Consider the following 20,093-nt stretch of genomic DNA (forward strand, 5'->3'; position numbering starts at 1 on the left):
GCAACCGTTCACGTGACCTTCACCTGCGTCGCGTCCATCACGATCGCGGTCTGCTTCCCGGCCGCCTCCAGGGTCAGCGTGCCGCCCGCCCGGATCGTCAGGTTCTGCTTGGCCTCGATCGTGATCGAGCCGTCCTTGGCGTTCATCGTGACCGTGCTGCCCGTGGAGTCCTTGATCACCAGCCGACCCGCGTCGGGTGTGGTGCCGTCCACGGCGTTCAGCGTGACCGCGCTGCCCGCGGAGTCCTCGATCACGAGCTTCCCCGCGCCCTTCGTGTCGTCGAAGGTGATCGTGTGCCCGGAGCGGCTCTTGATGACGCGCTTGTCGTTGCGCCCCTCGATGTCGCGGACCGGAGGGAGCTGCTTGGCGTTCCACATGCTGCCCAGCACGAACGGCTTGTTGAGGTCGCCGCCCGCGAAGGTGACGAGCACCTGCTCGCCCTCCTCGGGGAGCGCGTAGAACCCGGTGCCCGAGCCGCCCATGGGCCGCACGCACGGCGCCCAGGAGCTGACGTACTCGTCGGAGATCGCCGGGATTTTGACCTTGACGCGCCCGAGCAGCGGCTCGGGGGGGTCGCTGATCTCGCGGTCCGCCGTGACGGTGCCCACCGCGACGCCGCTGAACGTCTTGGGCGCGTCCGGTGGCGGTTCCTTCGTGACCTGCTTGCGCAGCAGGCCCATCAGGCTGGAGTTGCCCGCCTGCGAGATCGAGAAGTCGGTGGTGAACCCGCTGCCGTCGATCCGGTGGGCGACCTTGCGGACCCGGAACGTCCCGCCGAAGCGCTTCCCGACGCCGCGGATCTCCAGGTAGTCGCCCGCCGTGAGGTCCGGCAGCCCCACGCACGAGCCGGTGCCCTCGTACATGCCGTCGAGCAGGTTCTGAAGCAGCGCCTTGGCCACCGCGAGGGCGTCGAGCGGGTTGTCGATCTGATCCTCCAGGACGCCCTGGCGCACCAGCGAGCCGATCAGGTCCAGCGCGGAGCTCCCGAGGCGCTCGATCAGGTTGTTGCGGTCGATGTCCAGCGCCAGCGCGGCGCCGTAGATCGTCTGCGCCAGCTCCTGGTTGTAGCTGCGCACCACCTGCAGGCCGGCCAGCCCGGCCGCCGAGATGCGGGGGTTGAAGCTCGAGAGGTTTCTGCCCCACTGCAGGACGTGCGCGGCGGTGCGCGGCCGGGGGAACTGGAAGTGCAGCCGGTCCCACTCGACGTAGACGTCGAAGAAGCGCTTGCGGGCGCGTGCCTTGAGGAAGGCCATGTCGCTCTCGCCCGCCTGGTCGACCTGCTTCTCCAGCCCGGGCGTGGGGTCCACCACCGGGACCAGCCCGTTCGTCACCGCGAGCTTGGCAGCGATCAGGCTGTCGTTGGTGAACTTGTAGGAGACCGGTGTCGGGAACGACCGGCGCATCTTGTACGACTTGTCGTAGCCCGCGACCTTGATCGTCGGGCTGCCGTCCTGCGGGAACGACGGCTCGATCGCGGTGACCTCGCCGAGGAAGGCCGGCTTCAGGTCGGCGCCGTAGCCGAGGTGGATCTCGACGGTCTTGCCCAGGTCGAGGAGTGCCGAGTCCAGCAGCGTGTTGTCCGGGTTGCGCACGGTCAGCGCGAACGTGCCGGCGAGGTCGAGGTCGGTCTCGACGACCAGGCTCGTCACCTGGTCGGCGAGGTCAGCGGCGAGCCGGAGGCCCGAGAGGCGGACCTCGAACCGCGGCGCGAAGAACGCTTCGGTCATCGCCGCCTCCCGACACCCGGGACGGGGATCACCAGCGGGCGCCCCGGCGGCAGGTCGAACGGGTCGTCGAGGTCGTTCGCGCGGGCGATGTCGCGCCACAGTGCGGGGTCGCCCAGAAAGGCGGCGGCCAGCCCGCTGAGCGTGTCGCCCGCGATGGTGAAGTGCACGGTGGACGAGCCCGAGAGCACGTCGCGGGCGGCGCCCACGGCGGCGGTCGCCACCGCAGAGACCGTCGGCGACCCGAAGAACAGCCCGCGGCGGACCTCGACGTCCACCCGGACGAACTCTTGGAACCGCACCGACAGCGTCGCGCGCACGGGCGTGCCGTCGCGCGCGAACATCGTGAACCGCTGCCCGGCCTCGACCAGCACGCACTGCAGCTGGAACGGCCCCATCGAGAACACCAGGACGGGCGGGGCGAAGGTGCCCGGCTGCTTGTCGAGCAGGGCGACGATTGGCAGCGTCGCGGAGCGGACGTCGACGACGCCGCCGTCCGCGGTGCGAGCGCCGTACGTGTCGAAGAACAGGTCCATGGTCAGCACCCGGCCCTTGCCGCGCACGTACTGCACCGGCGGCGCGTCCAGCCCGGGGATGCCGACCTCGGCGAAGGTGTTGCCCTGCTCGAGCTTGAGTTCCTCGGGGTTGAACATCACCGGAAGGCTCACGTTGGTCGCGGTGTTGATGATCAACGCCTTCGCCAGCTCGCTGGTGCTGCGCGCCGCCATTTCAGGCCCCCCGCTCGAACTCGGTCCGCAACCGGCGCATCAGCTCCTCGATCAGCCCGTTGCGCAGCGCCGCGAGGTCGGGTGCCGCCGCGCTCGCGGGGGCGACGTCGCGGCCCTGCACCGCGGTCATCGGGTGCGCGGCCGGGGGGGCGGCGGGGGCGGGGTGCGCGGCGTGCGCGAGGTGCGGGGCGGGGCCGGGGTACGCGGCCGGGTTTGGGGTCGTCGGTGGCGGGGCCGGCCGACCGGTGCGAGGGGTGACGGCGGGGAGGCGCGCCGCGGCCAGGCCGGCGCGCTCGCCCTCCTGCGCCCGCGCCTCCTCGTCGCGACGACCCCCGCTGGTGGCGCGCTGCCACGCCGCCCCCGGTTCGAGCAAGGCGAGGACGTGCGTGGCCTCGTGCACCAGCAGGGCGAACCCGGCGTCGTCGCGCGGGCGGTAGCGGCCCCGGCGGAAGGCGACGTCGCGGCCGACGGTCACCGCGTCGGCGCGGTGCGCGCGGGCGAGCCGGTCGGCCGCCTCGTCGTCGTGCACGCGCAGCGCGCCCGCCGCCGCGCGCCCGACCTCGCCCCGGACGGCCCCGGCGCCACCGTTTGCGGTCGGACCGTCGGCCAGGACGTCACCCAGCCGGCCGCGCACGTCCGGGGGCAGCGGGCGACCCTCCGGCGCGGCGCCGTCGTGCGCGGGCGGCGCCGGGGCGGGCCCGGGTGCGGGCGGTGCCGGGACGTGTCGCCCGGGGTGCTCCGGGCGCGGGAGCGCCTGCCCGGGGCGGACCTCGATGCGGTCGAACCGACCGTTCGGTGGAGCCAACGCGGCGAGGTGGGCGTGCAGCACGCGCAGGGGCGCCGCCCAGGGCAGCGCGGGCAGCAGCCGCACGGCGGCCCGCCGCGCGCGGGCGTCGAGCAGCTCGCCCAGGGTCGGCGGCCGGTCCTCCAGGCGGTCCCCGTCCAGTTCGTCGTGCGCCAAGCCCGTCCCTCCCCTCGCCGTCGTCCTCGACCGGTCCTTCCGCGGTCAGTCGTTCTCAATCGACTGCGCCACCTCGTCCACCCAGCGCAGCCGCGTGCCGTGGTCGAGGGTCAGCAGTTCGTGCAGGGTCCAGTGGACATGTCGTCCGAGAAAGGCCACCTCCTGGTGGACCCGATCCACGGGGTAGCCCCTCACCCCCCCAGCAGCGGCACCTCCACCTGCTGCACGTGCCCGCAGCGGGCGCACTCGGAGGCGACCGTCGTCGGCGTCAGCCCGTTGATCCGGTTGTAGAGGTCCTGGAGGTGCGCCAGGTCCTCGGAGAACAGGCCCTCGATGACACCGGGGTTCACCTCCGGCAGCCGTCCCAGCTTCGTCACCACGCGGGCGAGCAGGATGACGATCAGGTAGGCGGGCCAGTTCTGCACCCGCGGGTCCTTGAGCGGGTAGATCTCGTCCGCTGCGGTCGCGAGCCGCATCACGCCGCGCCGGTGCAGGTCGCCGTCGGCGTCGACGTAGCCGCGGGGCAGCTCGAACTCCACCTCCGTGACCAGCTCGGTCGCCGACGAGGTTCCCGATGCGCCCACGGTCAGACCCGCGTGATGCCCTCGTGCGCCAGCACGAGGGTGTCGACGGCGATGTCGGCGCCCTTCGCGTTGAACGCCGGGCCCTCCCACTTCGTGGGCCACGCGCTGACGAAGTTCCAGCGCGTCACCTCGGTGCGGTTGGCCAGGTCGTAGACGACGATCGAGCCGTTCTTGCGCGCGACCGTGCCGTCGATGATCTGCTGGCGCCACAGCCACAGCTCCATCGAGCCGGTCAGCCCCCATTTGAGGGTGATGTCGGAGAAGGTGGTCTTCCCCGGCAGCTTGCGCACGGTCGTGTTGTCGCCTCCCTCCCGGTTCTCGATCACCTCGGTCGTCGAGCCGAGGCCGGTGCACTCCTGGAAGCTCGCCTGGGCGATCCCGTCGAGCTCGACCAGGAAGTTGAAGCTGCGCAGCGGGTCCACCCGCTGTCCGGTCTGTGCCATGGATCGCCCCTATCCCTCGTTGATCCGCGAGCCGCCGTCCCACAGCCCGAGCCGCACGACGACGAACTCGGCGGGGCGCACCGCCGCCAGTCCGATCTCGACGACGACCTGGCCCAGGTTGCGCACCGCGGACGGGTTCAGCTCCTCGTCGATCTTGACGTAGAAGGCCTCCTTCGCCGTGCGGCCGAACAGCGCCCCCGACTGCCACACGCGGGTGAGGAACTCGGTGATCGAGCGCTCGAGCCCCTTCCACAGCGTGGTGTTGTTCGGGGCGAACACCGCCCAGCGCACGCCCTCGCGGATCGAGTCCTCCACGAAGCTGACCAGCCGCCGCACGTTGACGTAGCGCCACGGGGTGCCGTCGGTCAGCGTGCGTGCCCCCCACACCAGCGGCTGCCGTCCCGGGAACCGGCGGATCGCGTTGATGTTGGCCTGGTTGAGCTTGCCGTGCTCCTCGTCGTTCAGCAGGTAGTCGAGGTCGCGGGCGCCGCGAACCACCTCGTTTGCGGGGGCCTTGTGCACCCCGACCTGCGCATCGCTGCGGGCCATGATCCCGGCGACGTGCCCCGACGGCGGCACCGGGATCTGCGCCGGCTTGTCGAGCGGGGCCAGCGGGTCGTCGATCCTGATCCACGGCCAGTACAGCGCGCCGAATCCGCTCTTGGAGAGCAGGCCGCCGCGCTGCTTCTGCAGCGGGCCGTCGGACTTGAGCGGGTCCGTGTCCCGCGCGCCGTCGAGCACGGCGAACCGATCGCCCATCGCCTCGCAGTGCGCCAGCACGAGGGACTGCTGCACGGGGTCGACCACGCCCGGCAGGCACACGAGGCTGACGTCGGCCAGGCGCGTGAGCTGCTTCACCGCGTCCGCGATGCCCGCGTTGTCCTTGACCGGCAGCACGTACGCGAACGCGCCGCCGTTCTCGAACCACCCGCGCACGGCGAACGGCAGGTTCAGCCCGGCCTTGTACGCGTCGAACTCGTCGGTGAACTCCGTCCAGTTGGTGATCGGGACGGGCTTGGCCAGGTCGGCGTCCGCTGGCGGCCTCGTCACCTGCCCGATGAACGCCGCCGTGCTCGTCCCGACGCCGGCGATCGGCCCGGCGGGCGTGATCTCCTCGACGTAGACGCCCGGCGCCTTGTCCTCGAAGCTTGCCATCGGCTCCTCCTCATCCCCTGCGGTCAGGAATCCGGCAGGACCATGTCGTGGACCTGGCTGGCGGCGCCGTAGTCCACCGTCCTGCTCTCGTCGTGCGTCCCGGCGACCACGCGCAGCGTGTAGCGCCTGAAGGCGAGGCCGGCGACGGTGAACCGGCCGGTCGCGTCCGCCGTGGTGTCCCGGCCCGCCTCCACGACCGTCACCTGCGCACCCGGCACCGGCGCCAGCGCGGCATCGAGCACGCGGCCGGTCAGCACCGGGTCCGTCCGCGACACCATCACGGGGTGGATCTCCTGCACCGCAGGGAACTCCGCCTCGTCCTCGACGGGCTGCAGGGAGACCGTGACGGTCAGGGAGAACGCCGGGCGCGGGGCCACGCCGAGCGCGCTCCAGAACTCCCCGGCACCCGGGTGCTCGCGGGTCTGCGCGACGGTGAGCGACAGCGGGTAGGGCTGCGGCGGGTCCGCCAGGGTGCCCTGCAGGAAGCGGTCGTCGACGACCACGAACCGGGCCAGCCACAGCAAGGCCGTTCCGAGCAGCGTGTGCTCCTCCTCGGTCTTCTCCTCGCGCGTGCGCGCCGACCACGCGGTGACCAGATAGGTGCAGTCGACGCGCAGCGGCGGCGCCGTGAAGCGGTAACCGGCGGCCTCCCCGGGACCGTCGCGCTCGACGAACGGCCCGGTCTCGCGCAGCCCGCGGTTCTCCACCACCTCGTGCAGGAACAGGTTCACCGTCGCCTGCCCGGGGGTGAAGTCGCGGTCGGGCGGGTCGAAGCTGACCTCGGCGGCGCGCACCGGCGCGGGGGCGGCCGGGTCGTCCAGTATCGCCCGCAACGTGGCGTCGAGGTCGGCGAACACGGTCCGTCACCTCCCGTCCGGGTCGGCTGGTGCGACCGAGGACGCTGCGACCGAGGACGAGGCGGGCATGAGCCGGCCCATCTTCTGGTGCTCGCGGCGGGTGGCGGCCAGCAGGTGCGCCATGGTGACGGGGGTGTCGTCGGCGGCCGCGAGGAAGGCCGCGCCGAGCACGATGTTGCGGATGTTGCCGCCGGCGAGCCGGTAGTCGCGGGCGAGGCGGGGCAGGTCGATGCCGGGGTCGCGCGGCACCCCGGGCGGGAAGCAGACCTCCCAGATCCGCGCGCGCTCCGCTTCGTCGGGGAACGGGAACTCGACGACGAACTGCAGGCGGCGGGTGAAGGCGTCGTCGAGGTGCTGGCGGAGGTTGGTGGCCAGGATGGTGAGCCCCTCGTACTGCTCCATGCGCTGCAGCAGGTACGAGATCTCGATGTTGGCGTAGCGGTCGTGGGAGTCGCGGACGTCCGAACGCTTGCCGAACAGGGCGTCCGCCTCGTCGAACAGCAGGATGGCGTTCGACTCCTCCGCGGCCGTGAACAGCCGCTCCAGGTTCTTCTCGGTCTCGCCGATGTACTTGTCGACGACCCCGGCCAGGTCGATGGCGAACAGGTCGAGCCCCAGCTCACGCGCGATCACCGCGGCGGCCGTCGTCTTGCCGGTGCCGGGCGGGCCGTGGAACAGCGCGCTGATGCCCTTGCCGTGCGACAGCGCCCGGCCGAAGCCCCAGTCGGACAGGACGCGCGGCCGGTGCGCCACGCGGCTGCACATCTCGTGCAGCGCGGCCGTGGAGTCGTCGGGCAGAACCAGGTCGGACCAGCCGTGGACGAGGTCGACGCGACGGGCCAGCGCGGCGAGCGCCTCCCCGGTCTGGCGGCGGGCGGCCGCGAACAGCTCCCCACTGGTCGGGGCCGCCCGCGTCGCCGCCCCGGCCGCGGCGGCCCGCCAGTGCGCGGCGGTCAGTGCGGTCCGGACGGCGTCGTCGATCCGTGCGGGACCGAGGACGAACCGGTCGGCAAGCGCGTCCAGCACGTCCGCTGCAACCGGGACGCCGTGGCGGTGCAGGGTTCGCACCCACACGCCCCGGCGGCTGCGGGCGTCGTCCGGGGCGCACGGCATCTCCAGCACGCCCAGCGGCTCCCGCCCCAGCGGCGCCCACGGCTGCGCGCCCGACAGCAGCACCACGCCCCGGTGCCGGGCCAGCTGCTCGGCCAGCGCAGCGCGGGTGGCCCGGTGCTCGGGCGTGCGCACGGCCGGCACGTCGCGCACGTGCAGCAGCGCCCCGTGCAGTGCGGCCGCGCGGACGGCCAGGGCGACGATCTCCGGTGCGGTGTCGTCGGCCGGCAGAGCGGCGAGGTCGAGCTCGAGCAGGGGGCCGCCGACGGTCGCCGCGAGCATCGCGGCGACGGCCCCCTGTCCGGACCCCTCCGGGCCGCGCAGGTGCAGCCGCAGCGGCCGCGCCCCCCACGCTGCGCCCACCGCGCGCCGCAGCGCCCGGAGATCGTCCTCGGCCAGGGCGGTCTCCGGCGTCTCTTCCGCGTCGTGCGGTGTGGTCAGCCGGCACGCCCCGGTGAGCCGCCGGTCCAGCCCGGCGGGCCGCCCGAGCAGCGCGTCCACGATCTGCTCGTCGGGCACGATCACGTGCGCGAGCAGCGGCGGCGCGACCGCCCGGGGGTCGGGCACCAGTCGGATCAGGCGCTCTGCCAGCAGCGGCGCGGCCGTCCCGAACGCACCGCGGGCGGCGAGGCGCTCCTGCACGGTGCCGGTGAGCAGGTCCAGCGCGAGGTCGACGGTGGGCCGGCGGCGGTTGACGTCGTCCTGCAGATAGCCGTAGAGCCGCTCGTAGCGCCGGTCGACCTCGGGGCCGAGAGCGAGGAGCACGACGTCGAGGTCGAGGTCGGTGAGCGAGTGGTGCTCCCGCAGCCACGCCCAGCCTGGGTCGTCGGCGACGATCGCCGCCCATCCGGGCCGGACCGGCTCGCGACCGGTGACGAGCGGGCGGCCGGGCGCTCCGTCGAGCGCGCGCTCCGCCTGCTGGGTGCTGACGTAGAGGCCCCGGAAGGCGTCGGCCGCGGCATCGACACCGTAGGCCACGCGCGCGGCGGCCACGCCGCGCCCGAGCAGCGCGTCCAACCGAGCCAGGGCGGCGAGGCCGCACGCCGGCGCCGGCGCCGGCACCGGGTCACCGGCGACGCCCGTCACCGGCGACAGACCCCCATCGGCTCCCACGACTCCCGCTCCCGCGCCCCGAGCGCCCGCGCACCGCGCCTGCCGGGGTCAGCATCCCGGTCTTCGTGACAATCGCCCCATACGTAGATCTGCGTACTTGTGCGGCAGCCCGTGCCCGGTCAGAACGCATCTGGTCAGGACGCATCTGGTGAAGTGGCAAGTGCCGCACTGCTGCCGCTACTTCGACACAACCACCGTTATCGGGCAGCAGGACACTGTCGAGGCGGTGGTGGAGCCGGGAGCCACGGACGATCAGGGAGGCGGCGGCCCTGCGCGGTGACGTCCCCGCTGGTGGTGTAGCTCGCGGCCGTGCGGAGGTTCTGCGGGTTGGACTATGACGCGATCAGTGCCGGCTGCGCCACCTCCTCGTCGGGCCGATTGAGCAGGGCCATGGAGCCCTCGGAGAGGTAGCGGCGGTCGCTCACCTGCCATTCGTCGTGCGCCTCGACCAGCACCGCGCCGGCCAGGCGCAGCAGGGCGGCGGGGTTGGGAAAGACGCCGACGACGTCGGTGCACCGCTTGATCTCCTTGTTCAGCCGCTCCAGCGGATTGGTCGACCAGATCTTCTTCCAATGGCCGATCGGGAAGACGGTGAAGGCGAGTAGGTCCTCGCAGGCGTCGCGCAGCATCGCCTCGACGGCCGGGAACTGGCGGCCGAGCATGCCGGCGATGACATCGAGTTGGGAGCGGACGTGCTCGGCGTCCGGTTGGGCGAAGATCGTGCGGATCGCGGCGGCGACCATCTCGGCGTTGCCCTTGGGCACCCGCGCCAAGACGTTGCGCATGAAGTGCACCCGGCACCTCTGCCAGGCCGCGCCGAGCAGCACCGCAGCGATGGCGGCCTTCAGGCCGGTGTGCGCGTCGGAGATGACCAGCTGGGTGCCGGCCAGCCCGCGGGCCTTGAGCGTGCGCAGGAACGCGGTCCAGAAGGCGCCGTCCTCCGAATCGCCCACGGCGAAGCCGAGCACCTCCCGATGCCCGTCGGCGGCCACCCCGGTGGCGATGACGACGGCCTGGGAGACCACCCGGCGGTTGACCCGGGCCTTGCAGTAGGTGGCGTCGAGAAACACGTAGGGAAAGGCCTGCTCGGCCAGGGAGCGGTCGCGGAAGGCAGTGACCTCGGCGTCCAGATCGGCGCAGATCCGGGAGACCTCGGACTTGGAGATGCCGGTGTCGGCGCCCAGCGCTCGGACCAGGTCGTCGACCTTGCGGGTGCTCACGCCGTGCAGATAGGCCTCCATCACCACCGCGAACAGTGCCTGGTCGATCCTCCGGCGGCGCTCCAGCAGCGAGGGGAAGAACGACCCGGTGCGCAGCTTGGGGATGCGCAGCTCCAGATCCCCGGCGGTGGTCGTGAGAGTGCGGGGTCGGGAGCCGTTGCGCTGGCCGGTGCGGGTCTCGGTGCGCTCGTGCGGGGCGGCGCCGATCACCGCGGTCAGCTCCGCCTCGATCAACGCCTGATACAGCGTCTCGGTCGCCAACCGAACCCGGTCGTCGACCTCGGCGGCTTTCAGTGCCTCGAGGAGGTCGAGCAGGGCAGACTGGTCCAGGGCCATCGCGTGGCCTTTCTCTGAGTGAACCTTGGCGGGAACACGCAGAACATCCACGCGGTGGCCCCTCGCACGCCAGCACCTCGCCGACGCGCTCAGGACCTCCGACCAGCTACACCACTTCCTGAGACGTCACCGTGACTCACCCGCCGGATCGACGCGCTCCTCCTTGAGTGGCTCCGTGCCGGGTCGTTCGCCCCTGTCTGCGGCCGGTCGCACGTCGGCCGCGAATGGGCGGGCGGCGCGGGGGATCAGCGGCTCGACCAGCGCCCACAGCTCGCCACTGATCAGCCGCAGCGGCGGGGAAGACACCGGCGACGACATGGTCCGCCCCCTGCGCCGATGCCGGGTCGTCAACTGGAGGCTGACGACTTACTTCCGCAACGTCTTCGATCTAGGCCACCAGGAAAGTGCCTGGGCGTCCCACGCCGCCGCGGGCGTGCCACTCCTCGGGGCCTTCGTCCGTACACCTTTGAAGACGTGTCAGCTACGCGCCGCCAAAGGCCTTCGGCATAGCAAGCGCAGGCGGAATCTGTCACTGCACTGACGCCGACGACCCGTAGGAGCGCGGGTGGCGGCCCACCTCCAGCCGTCCGACCGCGATGCCGCCGGCAGGCGGGGCTTGCTGTCGACGCCGGCCGGACAAACGTCAGGCACCATCACTGCTAGACACGTCTCGGACGTCGCTGAACACTATTGCGGCAGATCGTCGAGGTACGTGCGCAGGTCTCTGGCGGCGTCCTTGCACATACAGATGTGGAGCTGTTCCTGCAGCAGCCGCAGGTCATCGACGGTCATAGTGGTGCCATGCGACGCCCTGAGATGCTCTAGACCCTGTCGGACGGCCCGGGCGGCCTCGTCGACCTCGTCGAAGAGGGCTCTCAGCCGGGCAAGCTCCCATGCAATGTCCGCGGTCGGGGGAACGGGGACCGACGACGAAGCGTCCAGCCTGCGTCCGGCGGTGGACAGATGATTCCAGAGAAATCGCACGGGATCAGGTGCCATGCGGACAACACGGAGTTTGTGTCGGGGCGTGAGGCGTGTACCGGAGTGCGCTCCCACGAAGTCGACGAGAGCACGTTCGTCGTTGATCTGCATGATCAGACAGCCCCACCGCATGGCGGGGACCAGTTGACTCGCCCGTTCGAGCAGGCCGAGGGGATCCGGCAAGACCGAGACAAGTTGGCTCGCCCGCATGAGAGGACCGCGGAACCCCACGATGCGACCCTGCACATGCTCGGGCTCGCTGCTCGGGTTCATGACCTCACCCTCGGCCAAGGGAGGACTCAGCCGGATGGACCCGGACCACCTCCGACCGTCGGCGTCGTCGATCTCGACGTCGAAGGTGGAGCCGTCACCGAGTGCGGTGCCGGAGCCGAGTTGCTCGGCGGAGCCGGAGGGGGCGGGGCGGATGAAGGTAGCCGCCGGACCAGCACCACCACCAGCACGAGCACTCCCACCACCAACAAGGCCAGCGCCCCGACGAGGATCTTCCGAGAAGGGACCTTCGGTGGCAGGCCGGCCGGAAGGCCGGCCTCCGCTTTTCCCAAGTTCAGGTCGATCATCATGGATGGCCCGCCCTCGTCGAGGAGCACCGCGACAGGCTGGTCAAGCGACGCGACGGCATTTCGGGCACCGTCGACCGACGTGAGCGCCGCGGTCGTGAAGGCCCATCCCGGCATGCCGGCACCGAGCTCGGCGATCCGCGCCAGGAACGCGGCCACGGCGTCGTTATCGTCGACCGACCAAGGCGTCCGGCCCACGGGGGTCACTTCACCGGTGCCCAGGCGTGGTGGCCAGGCTTGGTGGCCAGCAGCGCGGCCAGCGACAGCCGCGGACTGCCCGCCGAGCTCGCCTGCACTACCGCGGTACAGCCCCGACGGCCCCAAGTGCGTCCCTTCGGCGGCTTGCAGCCCCGTGGCCGACCGTCTTCGAAGGCTCCCCGGGCGCCCAGGTTCGCCGCCGTCCTCTGATCTCCGGCCAGGTCTCTCCCCGCCAAGCGATGCTTCTCAATGCGCTCAGCAGCGGTCCGGGCGAGGACGTGCACGCTCCACCCCAGCCGTGGCAACAGCAGATCCAGGCCGGGCAGGGTGGAGGCCATGCATAAGCGGGCATAGACGACCTCGGCGATGCACGGCAACGTCCCGCACTGGTCGTCCCACCTCAGCAGCCGGGCCGGCCTCCAACGGCACTTGCAGCTCAACCAGTTGAGCAGTGCTGTCCCTGCACCGGACTCCCCCCGGGCACCTGGCCGCCGGCGCCGCCCGGTCACCAGCGGCCAGCGCGCGGCGCCACCAGTTGCCTAGCACCCGGGTCTCTCGGGATCGGGCGGGCACCTCTCGGTCGCAGGCGCCTTCCTCGATCCACTCGGCCGCGTCCAGCCGCACCTGCTCCCCGCGGGCGCGCTCTTCGGCGGGCGGCCCCCAGCCTCGGGATTTCGCTTGCCCTGGCATAACGCAAACCGCGTCGGCTGTCAGCCAGCACTCAACTTCAGCCGTGAAGGATTTCCAGAGCGACTATCGTCGGACCGATCGAACGGCGGCCGACGTCGGCATCGGAGGTGAGCGATGGGGGTTGACGATGCTGGGTCATCGAGCCAGCCTGAGCGCCTGCACGATGACCTGATTCAAGAGTATTACCAGATCGCTGACATCGTATCCGCCTTCGATCAACGACTACTGACAGTAAAGAGTTGGGGCGTGACCTTCGCCCTGGTGACGCTCGGCCTCGGCTTCCAACAGGATCACTACGGACTGTTTCTCGTTGCGACGGCCTCTGGTCTAGCATTCTGGCTGATCGAGGCGTCGGTAAAAGTGCACCAGATGCGCTACTATCCCCGAATGGGAGACATTGAGGTCACAGCTTTTGACTTGTACGGACAACAGACCTCAAAAGGCCGAGCGTCGTCACCTCTCATCGACTGGAGTTGGCGCACAGCCGGTCCACGAGTCCGTGGGGGTGCCTCTAAGGGCAATCCTCACGTACCGCAGCCATGGAAGGACGTGAACGACAAGCCTGGCGCTAACCGCTGAATTTGGCTCTACCCGCACGTCGCCCTCCCGCACGCGGTGACGGTGACCCTAGGCGCGGTGCTGTTCGTCCTCGGCATCGCAGGCACTTTCGGTCCAATATGAGGGTAGAGACTCGATAGGACCAGTCGCACTCAGGACCGGCCGGTGAGCCTACGGGTGACTGCGGCCTTCTTCCAGGGCAAGCTGGGCGATGTGCAGCACCTATATATGCCCCTTCCACAGACCCGGTGCGAACGTGGTGTCGGCTACTGGCTCGCCGTCCGGCGTCCAGTCGCGGATGGGCCGGCTATCTTCGATTTGTGAGCCACCCCCGGCGCAGCGCCGCCCCGTCGCCCGGTTCAATCTCGACGACCGTGGTTCTCAAAGTCCGCTGTCTGCTCTAGTGGTCGAGAAGGCAAGAACGTCACCCCTGTCCCCGAACAAAATGAGCCGATGACGCATAGCATGGCGCAGCCTCAGCACTGGGGGGTCGTTGCTTGGCACGGCCGTCCGGGGGCGCCGTGATGCCGAGCATCATGGTCAAGAGCGGGACGGGCCTGTCGGCGCCGTCCTCGTCGCGGCGCGACTCGACCTGGATGGAGTAGTGGTGGGCGCTGGGCTGCTCGTGCATCAGGATTGGCAGCCCGCGAATGGACCGCTCTATTTCCAACTGCCACATAATCTCATCGTTCGCGGCGCTCCGGACCCACAGCCCACCGGACTCCGCTGTCACCTCCAGGTTGCCAAGCAGCAGGCGGCGCAGGTTCGAGTAGGCCTTCTCGAAGTTGACGATTTCGTGCTGCCTGTGGGGCTCCGATGCACGAGACCCGGCGGGTGTCGAGCACGCATGCGTTGTCGATTGGGGACCCGACCGTCGCTGCGAGCACCTACGACCTCGGACGACCACCCGCGGGCGACGTCGCAGTCCTCGGGGCTCGTTCCCACAAGCCAGAGCACGCGCTCGAAGGGACTCCAACAACGGCACCAACGTCGCCGCCGCACACCGCGACTCCAGCTGCCGACCCGCTGACTATCTCACATTGTGACGGCACCCCTAAGGATTGTCTTGTCCATCCTTGTACTCGGGGAGGCGTTCGGCTTCGGACATGACACCAAGGCGATACTCAGGCGGATGTTTATGGACATGACGGATAAGCATCATGTTCCAGTCGTGGTCGAACTCGAACTTGGTCAGCGACCGCCTAAATCGAGACCTTGGCGCTAGGGCCATCCAATCGGTCCCATAATCCTCCCATCGTATCCGCTTCCGAGAGTGCAGCCTCCGCCGCGATGCATGTACGACAAGAGCTGCCGGCCTAACAACTCTTGACGCACATTTGCTGCAGAACTCTGCAGCAAGCCAGGCTCGTCCAATCACCCACCACCGCCAGTCCAAACGGCGATGTGGAAGCGCGTCTTTCGAGCTGCACCGTCGTGCTCGTGATCCGCCGTAGTCACGCATTAACATCTCCCGGGAGCTCGGCCGAAGTGGCGTCGGTTGAATGATCTGCCCTGATACGCCTTGATCATGGGTTGTCGAAATCTGGAAGAGCGCACCTCCCTACTCGGGCGCCGGAAGCGACTCCTGGCCTTTGATGCCGCATTTGCTGCCACCGAAGACGGCTGAAACTACGTACGCCTCACCCCAGCGCCGCGCCAGATGCAAGGCTACGGACCTCGTCATAGTCCTCGCTTCTTCAACCTGCTTACGTCATGGAACAGCTCATCAGCTACCAAGATTGCGCCTGAGATGACTAGAGGGATCCAGACGGCCCAATGCCATCCCGCGCGACTCTCGTGATCAAATGAGACGAACAATGCGGCAGTCAACGCAATTGCGGCCGCGAGTACTGCAGCAACATGAAGACAGCGCCATCTATTGGGCACCACTCGGCCTTGCCGATCATGCGAGGCAACTTTCAAGTTGTGCGAGACTATCTTGGTGAAAAGTAGTGCGACAGATACGGCGGCGGCGTTGTTGAAAAAGTCGCTGGTGGACATCTGCTATGCCTCAGCTCTCACCATCGGCCATGGTCTCTAGCTTGCTAGGCCGCTGGAATCAACGCAGTCGCGTCCGTCGGCCCGACGGCGTTGACGACGCGCATTTCGGGTCCTTCCCCGACCCCTCACAGCATAGGGGTACTCAGATGGTGACCGACCGGCGTCACCAGATCGTCAACGAGGGACGCTGGCGATCTCAACTTCCTGATCTGCAGGCAGTGCCATGCAGCCGATGCGGAGGATTTGGTTTGTCGGCAGCCATGGCCCGGACGTCGCCAGAGAAGAAGGCAATCTCCTCGAGCACGTTCTGCTCCCGCGTCCCTTCGCCGCCTGGGGTCGGCCGAACTCGCAGCGAGCCCAAAGACATCGAACGTCGCACCGGCGACCATGCGCCTCTGTACTAGTTCGAAGACGTTGCATTAGTTGTCGGTAGCCGTCGGGCGCAGATGAGGATGACGGCGAGGCGGGCCAGCGCGGTGATGGTCACTGCGGCCCGGTCGTAGCGCCACGACCATCACCGCGCCGACCCGACTCGCCGTCACGCTGATCTGCGCACGCCGGCTCTCAAGCGACTAAGAAGACGTTGCATTAGTTCGTCGGTAGACGGCGGGCGCAAATGAGGGTCACGGCCAGGCGGGCCAGCGCGTTGATCGTCGCGGCGGAACGGTCGTAGCGCAGGGCAAGGCGCTGGTAGGACAGCAGCCAGCCCAACGTGCGTTCGACCACCCAGCGGTGCCGGCCCAGACGAGCGCTGGAGTCCCGGCCGAGGCGGGCCATCCGGGCGGTGATCCCGCGGCGGCGCAGGTAGCGGCGGACCCGCGGGTTGTCGTAGCCCTTGTCCCCGTGCAGCTTGACCGGCCGGCGCCGCGGGTGGCCGCGGCCGCCGCGTTTGATCGCCGGCATCGTGTCCAGGAGCGGCTCGACCAGCATGCTGTCGTGCCGGTTCGCGCCCGAGACCAGCACGTTCAGCGGCAGCCCGTGCGCATCAACGAGCAGGTGGTACTTGCTGCCGGCCATGCCCCGGTCGGTCGGGTGCGGGCCGGTCAGCTCACCCCCCTTTTCGCCCGGACACTGACCGAGTCCAGGCTGGCCCGGGACCAGTCCAGCCGGCCGGTCTCGCCCAGCCGGTCGAGCACGGCGGTGTGCAGCCGGTCGAACACGCCGGCCTCGGCCCACTCGTGCATCCGCCGCCAGCAGGTCCAACCCGAGCCGTAGCCGAGCTCGGTGGGCAGCTTGGCCCAGCCGATGCCGGTGGAGAGCACGAAGGCGATGCCCTCGAGCACGTCCCGGTCGGAGGTGCGGGGCCGCCCGGTTCTCCCGTGGATGGCCGGAGGACGCGGCGGGATCAGCGGCTCGACCAGCGCCCACAGCTCGTCACTGATCAGCCGCGGCGGCGGGGAAGACACCGACGACGACACGCCTGGCACCCTGCGCGGAGCCGTCAGCGACCGGGAGAGCCCGAGGACCTACTTCCGCAACGTCCTCTTAGTAGTCGTTGCGGAAGTAGGTCGTCAGGCTCTCTCCGCCCACGAGGCATCGGCACAGGTTGCGGTGCATGTCGTCGTCGGTGTCTTCCCTGCCGCCGCGGCGGATGCGGGCATCTCGCCGCCGGCCGGCCAACCTGCAGGCCGACGGGCCATGACATTCCGCGGGTCCGCTGCTACCTGCGCCGCCGCGGGATCACCGCGATGATCGCCCGGCACGGGCGGGACCTCAGCGCTCGTCTCGGCCGGCACCGCTGGGTCGTCGAACGCACTTGGGCTGGCTGCCGCCTTACACGCCTGGCGCTGCGCTACGACCGCTCGGCCGCGACGATCACCTGGCCGTCACCCTCATCCGCGCACGACCGCCTCCCACGACCTAACGCAACGTCCTAAAGACATCAAGTGTGGCTGACCTCGGCGTGGCAGCCGTGCCTCCGCTCGCGTCTTGACCAGCCTGATGTGGGTGATCGAGGAGCATGTCCGTGACGGGATGTGGAAGCGGATCGCTCCGCTGCTCCCACTGCCGAAGCCTCCCGCACCACGCTCTTCGGGCCGCCGGTCGATCGACGACCAGGCGCCACTTGCTAGGACCGTCTTCGTTCCTGCAACGCCGACCATCCTGGACCCATTGCCCACCACGCTGGTCGACTACTCCGGGACGACATGCTGGCGGCGGCGACGGGCCCGGAATGAGGCCGGCGTCTGGCCGGCCCTGTACGCGCCGCTGCTGGACCGGCAGTGCCCAGAGCGAGAACTAGACCGCCAAAGATCGGCACGCCTGTGGCCTCCAGGTGCCGAAGTAGAGCCAGGCGTCAAATACTACTGATAGCCTAGCTCGACTGATGAACACCCACCTCGGTCATCGTCGCTATCTGTTGGTGGTCGACGTAGAGGACTTGCCATGAGCGGGACGAAGGGCGCGCGCAAGGGGCTCGGACGGCCTCTGATTGCGGTAGTTGCACTGGCTGCGATCGCCACCCTGTTGGTAGGTCTCTTCCCTAAGACGTGGCCGCGCGATGCACCACCGCCAGCATCGGCGCAGGGTGCTTGCGGAGATGAGACATTGCGCGATGCGGAAATTACCACCACCCTGACGTTGTCCGCGGACTACGAGGAACCGTTCCTCAGTGCTGACACTGAGATTTCACTGCCGAAAGATTGGCAGGGCGCTGCGGGCCTGACGCGTGACCCGGCGTCGGAGGAGTATCGAGCGGCCATTCAATGCCTTCTGCCAATCTGGTCTACCGCATACCGAGCGAATCCACCAACCGTGGAGGTCGAGCCAGGCGCTCATGGCGACATAGTCGTGAGCGACTATGTCGACAACGAAAACACTGCGACTATTCCTGCCGACTTAGGGCTGTGGGCATTCTCCTACGGGCATGAGCCCAATGGTTACTGCCCGGAACCTCAAGCTCACCGCGTTGATTCAGGCCAATTGCTTGCGGTGATATGCCCTCCCTACGGCACCTTGAGTGGTGGTACTTGGACCATTAATTTGAGGTTAGACGGGGTGCGCACACTATCTTCGGCATTCGAACCGCACGAGTTGCATGCCGATGGCACGGCTTCTTACCAACTCGAAGAAGGAGTCGAGAGCCTCCCTGGGGCGGCATTCTGGCTTGAGCTCCAGCCCTCTCCGGCGGCGGGGTCGTATCTGGCACTACAAGAATGGCATGACGGCGTCGCAATCGCTGCGATGTCGCAGAATGGTTGGCTCCTACTGTTTGCTCTTCTGCTGCTCAGCGCCAGAGGCTTGAGGAGCTCCGTAATTGCTCCCCGGAATCCGGGCAGCACATCGCTCCTGTCGGGGCCACGGGGGCCGTCTATATTGCTGGCTCGCGTCTCGAGTCTCGGTATCCTGACGACCCTTGTCATCACGCTCGCGGATGTCGCCTACGCACTTAATGTGGACAAGTCGCCAGCGACGGTCTCGGCACGCCTAGAGAGCGTTGCTCTTTACGCGCTCGTAACGCTTATTGCTACGCTTGGCTGGCGCGGGTGGTTCCGCTTGATCGCTGTGGCGGCAGTGACTGGGACGTTCCTGGTCGCATACTTTGGGCCTAGGAGGGTCACGCTAGAAACCGCTCCCACTAACATGGAGCGTGGTGAACTAGTCACGGAGCTGCGACTCCTTGGTTACCTTAACCATGTATTGCTCGCAATCGCTGCTTTCGCATTAATCTTCGCCATGCTACTACGTCTGCTCATAGCCTCGCATGACGAACTCGGCGGCGGCTCACGTTGGGTAGCACCCATACGCACGAGGGCGCGGCGAGTCATCGTTGCGCTTCTACTCGCCTCTGGAATCGCTGGCCACTGGTTGTGGGTTGAGTATGTCCGGTGGGACCGAGCCGGCCTTATTCCAGGTCGCTCCCACACAACCGAGCAACTTGGCGATGCGCTCCTGGGTCGTTTACCATGGCTTCCGGACCATTTGCTTCACTGGCTGCCACCATTCCTGTACTATGCTGCCCTATCCTGCGCAATTGTCGTGCTCGCTTCTCGGTGCGGCCACCGTCAAGCTGATCCGCTGGAAAGGATCGCTCCCGATCTCGACGAGTTTCGACTGGTCACCCTCATCTTCGCCGCGGCGGTTGTCGGAACCTATGGTTCCTACCGCGCCATATCCTTCCCGCTTGCATTCCTCGCTGCCATAGTCTTCTTGTATCTACTGAAGCAGGATCTTGCATCTTGGGCGCAGGATTCACGCTTGCTGAGCGTACCGTCCGGCGTTTACGCAAACTTCAACGATCTACAGAAGGATTTGCTGCTGCGGAGCCGTGAAGCGAGCCTTCAGGAGCGAAGGAATCAAGCCATGGAGGCTCGTTATGAGCGGGGTCATGTGACTCCAGCGGTTCACGTGCAGGAGCTCGGTCTACGCGAAGTTCTTTCCTGGTATCACCATCGTACATTTGAGCAACTGCCCTCCGATCCGTCAGAAACAGATGATCGACGCCTGAGCGACCAGGAGTTGGCTATCTCGCTGGGCCCATGCGTGGACTGGTGGTCGAATGCTGTCTACGCCGCGCGAGTCGGTTTGGTCCTTGCCGTCCCGGTTGTGGCTTATGACGGATACATATGGGTGCATAGTGGGACTTTCGATCGAGCTTGGCAGTTGGGCGCTGGCTTCCTTGACGTGGTGCATTGGATGGTCCCTGAGCTACTGATCTGGTTGACCGCGAGCTTTAGTCTCGGGGCATTTTGGACACTGATTCCAGGGCGCAGGGGCATCATTAAAGGGCTACTGCTCGGAGCTGTGGTTGTCCTCGCGGACAGCGCAAATGGCCTACTGGCCCGCCTGCTCGGGCAAGCCTCCTTTGACATAGCGTCTTGGGGCCTTCTGGTGACAAGCTATTTGGCTGTCCTAGG

The 20,093-nt window shown here is 68.5% G+C and carries 15 protein-coding genes and 2 pseudogenes; 3 read left to right on the forward strand and 14 right to left on the reverse strand.

All coding sequences use genetic code 11. The features are described from left to right. Window positions 1-8 precede the first annotated feature (8 nt). The 13 genes and pseudogenes from CHC04_RS07985 to CHC04_RS23495 all read right to left on the reverse strand — a co-directional run bounded on the left by CHC04_RS07985 (window position 9) and on the right by CHC04_RS23495 (window position 11,949). Entirely contained in the window at window positions 9-1,727 is a 1,719-nt protein-coding gene (locus tag CHC04_RS07985; protein ID WP_089403290.1) for a phage baseplate assembly protein V, read from the reverse strand. Continuing rightward, window positions 1,724-2,452 carry a CIS tube protein gene (locus tag CHC04_RS07990; RefSeq protein ID WP_089403291.1) on the reverse strand — a complete coding sequence of 243 codons (729 nt, stop codon included), beginning with the start codon at window positions 2,450-2,452 and terminating at the stop codon, window positions 1,724-1,726. Before CHC04_RS07990 ends, CHC04_RS07985 begins: the two co-directional genes overlap by 4 nt. 1 nt (window position 2,453) lies before the next feature. After that, window positions 2,454-3,413, reverse strand: coding sequence for an eCIS core domain-containing protein (locus CHC04_RS07995; RefSeq protein ID WP_089403292.1), 960 nt, complete (start codon window positions 3,411-3,413; stop codon window positions 2,454-2,456). Between the two features lie 45 nt (window positions 3,414-3,458). Beyond that, window positions 3,459-3,593 (reverse strand): DUF6760 family protein, encoded by a 135-nt coding sequence (locus tag CHC04_RS25220; protein ID WP_281252204.1) that lies wholly within the window; start codon window positions 3,591-3,593, stop codon window positions 3,459-3,461. Between the two features lie 11 nt (window positions 3,594-3,604). Then, window positions 3,605-3,997: a hypothetical protein gene (locus CHC04_RS08000; protein WP_217897236.1), complete on the reverse strand. Its 393-nt coding sequence runs from the start codon at window positions 3,995-3,997 to the stop codon at window positions 3,605-3,607. Between the two features lie 2 nt (window positions 3,998-3,999). Continuing rightward, window positions 4,000-4,440, reverse strand: coding sequence for a phage tail protein (locus CHC04_RS08005; RefSeq protein ID WP_089403293.1), 441 nt, complete (start codon window positions 4,438-4,440; stop codon window positions 4,000-4,002). Window positions 4,441-4,449: 9 nt separating this feature from the next. Then, entirely contained in the window at window positions 4,450-5,595 is a 1,146-nt protein-coding gene (locus CHC04_RS08010) for a phage tail sheath family protein (protein ID WP_089403294.1), read from the reverse strand. 23 nt (window positions 5,596-5,618) lie between these two features. Next, window positions 5,619-6,452, reverse strand: coding sequence for a Pvc16 family protein (locus CHC04_RS08015; RefSeq protein ID WP_089403295.1), 834 nt, complete (start codon window positions 6,450-6,452; stop codon window positions 5,619-5,621). Window positions 6,453-6,458: 6 nt separating this feature from the next. Then, complete coding sequence (locus tag CHC04_RS08020; RefSeq protein WP_141233725.1) at window positions 6,459-8,675, reverse strand: AAA family ATPase; 2,217 nt, start codon at window positions 8,673-8,675, stop codon at window positions 6,459-6,461. A 332-nt stretch (window positions 8,676-9,007) separates the two neighbouring features. After that, complete coding sequence (locus tag CHC04_RS08025; protein ID WP_089403297.1) at window positions 9,008-10,231, reverse strand: IS256 family transposase; 1,224 nt, start codon at window positions 10,229-10,231, stop codon at window positions 9,008-9,010. Between the two features lie 199 nt (window positions 10,232-10,430). Next, a pseudogene (locus tag CHC04_RS25525) lies at window positions 10,431-10,549 on the reverse strand (IS5/IS1182 family transposase); the annotation flags it as partial. A gap of 369 nt (window positions 10,550-10,918) precedes the next feature. Continuing rightward, window positions 10,919-11,485: a hypothetical protein gene (locus tag CHC04_RS08030; protein WP_141233726.1), complete on the reverse strand. Its 567-nt coding sequence runs from the start codon at window positions 11,483-11,485 to the stop codon at window positions 10,919-10,921. Between the two features lie 26 nt (window positions 11,486-11,511). Then, window positions 11,512-11,949 carry a hypothetical protein gene (locus CHC04_RS23495; RefSeq protein ID WP_141233727.1) on the reverse strand — a complete coding sequence of 146 codons (438 nt, stop codon included), beginning with the start codon at window positions 11,947-11,949 and terminating at the stop codon, window positions 11,512-11,514. Window positions 11,950-12,792: 843 nt separating this feature from the next. Between CHC04_RS23495 and CHC04_RS23500 the strand changes: the two genes are divergently transcribed. After that, the gene (locus tag CHC04_RS23500; RefSeq protein ID WP_141233728.1) at window positions 12,793-13,257 is read left to right on the forward strand and encodes a hypothetical protein; all 465 of its coding nucleotides are present in this window, start codon (window positions 12,793-12,795) and stop codon (window positions 13,255-13,257) included. Window positions 13,258-15,825: 2,568 nt separating this feature from the next. Here the strand turns inward: CHC04_RS23500 and CHC04_RS08045 are convergent. Beyond that, a protein-coding gene (locus CHC04_RS08045) for an IS5 family transposase (RefSeq protein ID WP_089403300.1) occupies window positions 15,826-16,655 on the reverse strand; the annotation gives its coding sequence in 2 pieces (ribosomal slippage) (window positions 15,826-16,296 and window positions 16,299-16,655; 828 coding nt in all). Between the two features lie 162 nt (window positions 16,656-16,817). Between CHC04_RS08045 and CHC04_RS08050 the strand changes: the two are divergent. Next, window positions 16,818-17,114: pseudogene (locus CHC04_RS08050) on the forward strand (hypothetical protein); the annotation flags it as partial. A 508-nt stretch (window positions 17,115-17,622) separates the two neighbouring features. Then, a partial coding sequence (locus tag CHC04_RS24850; RefSeq protein WP_141233730.1) for a DUF6185 family protein occupies window positions 17,623-20,093 on the forward strand: 2,471 nt, incomplete at its 3' end.

The sequence above is a fragment of the Geodermatophilus saharensis genome (genome assembly GCF_900188205.1).
Lineage (GTDB): Bacteria > Actinomycetota > Actinomycetes > Mycobacteriales > Geodermatophilaceae > Geodermatophilus > Geodermatophilus saharensis.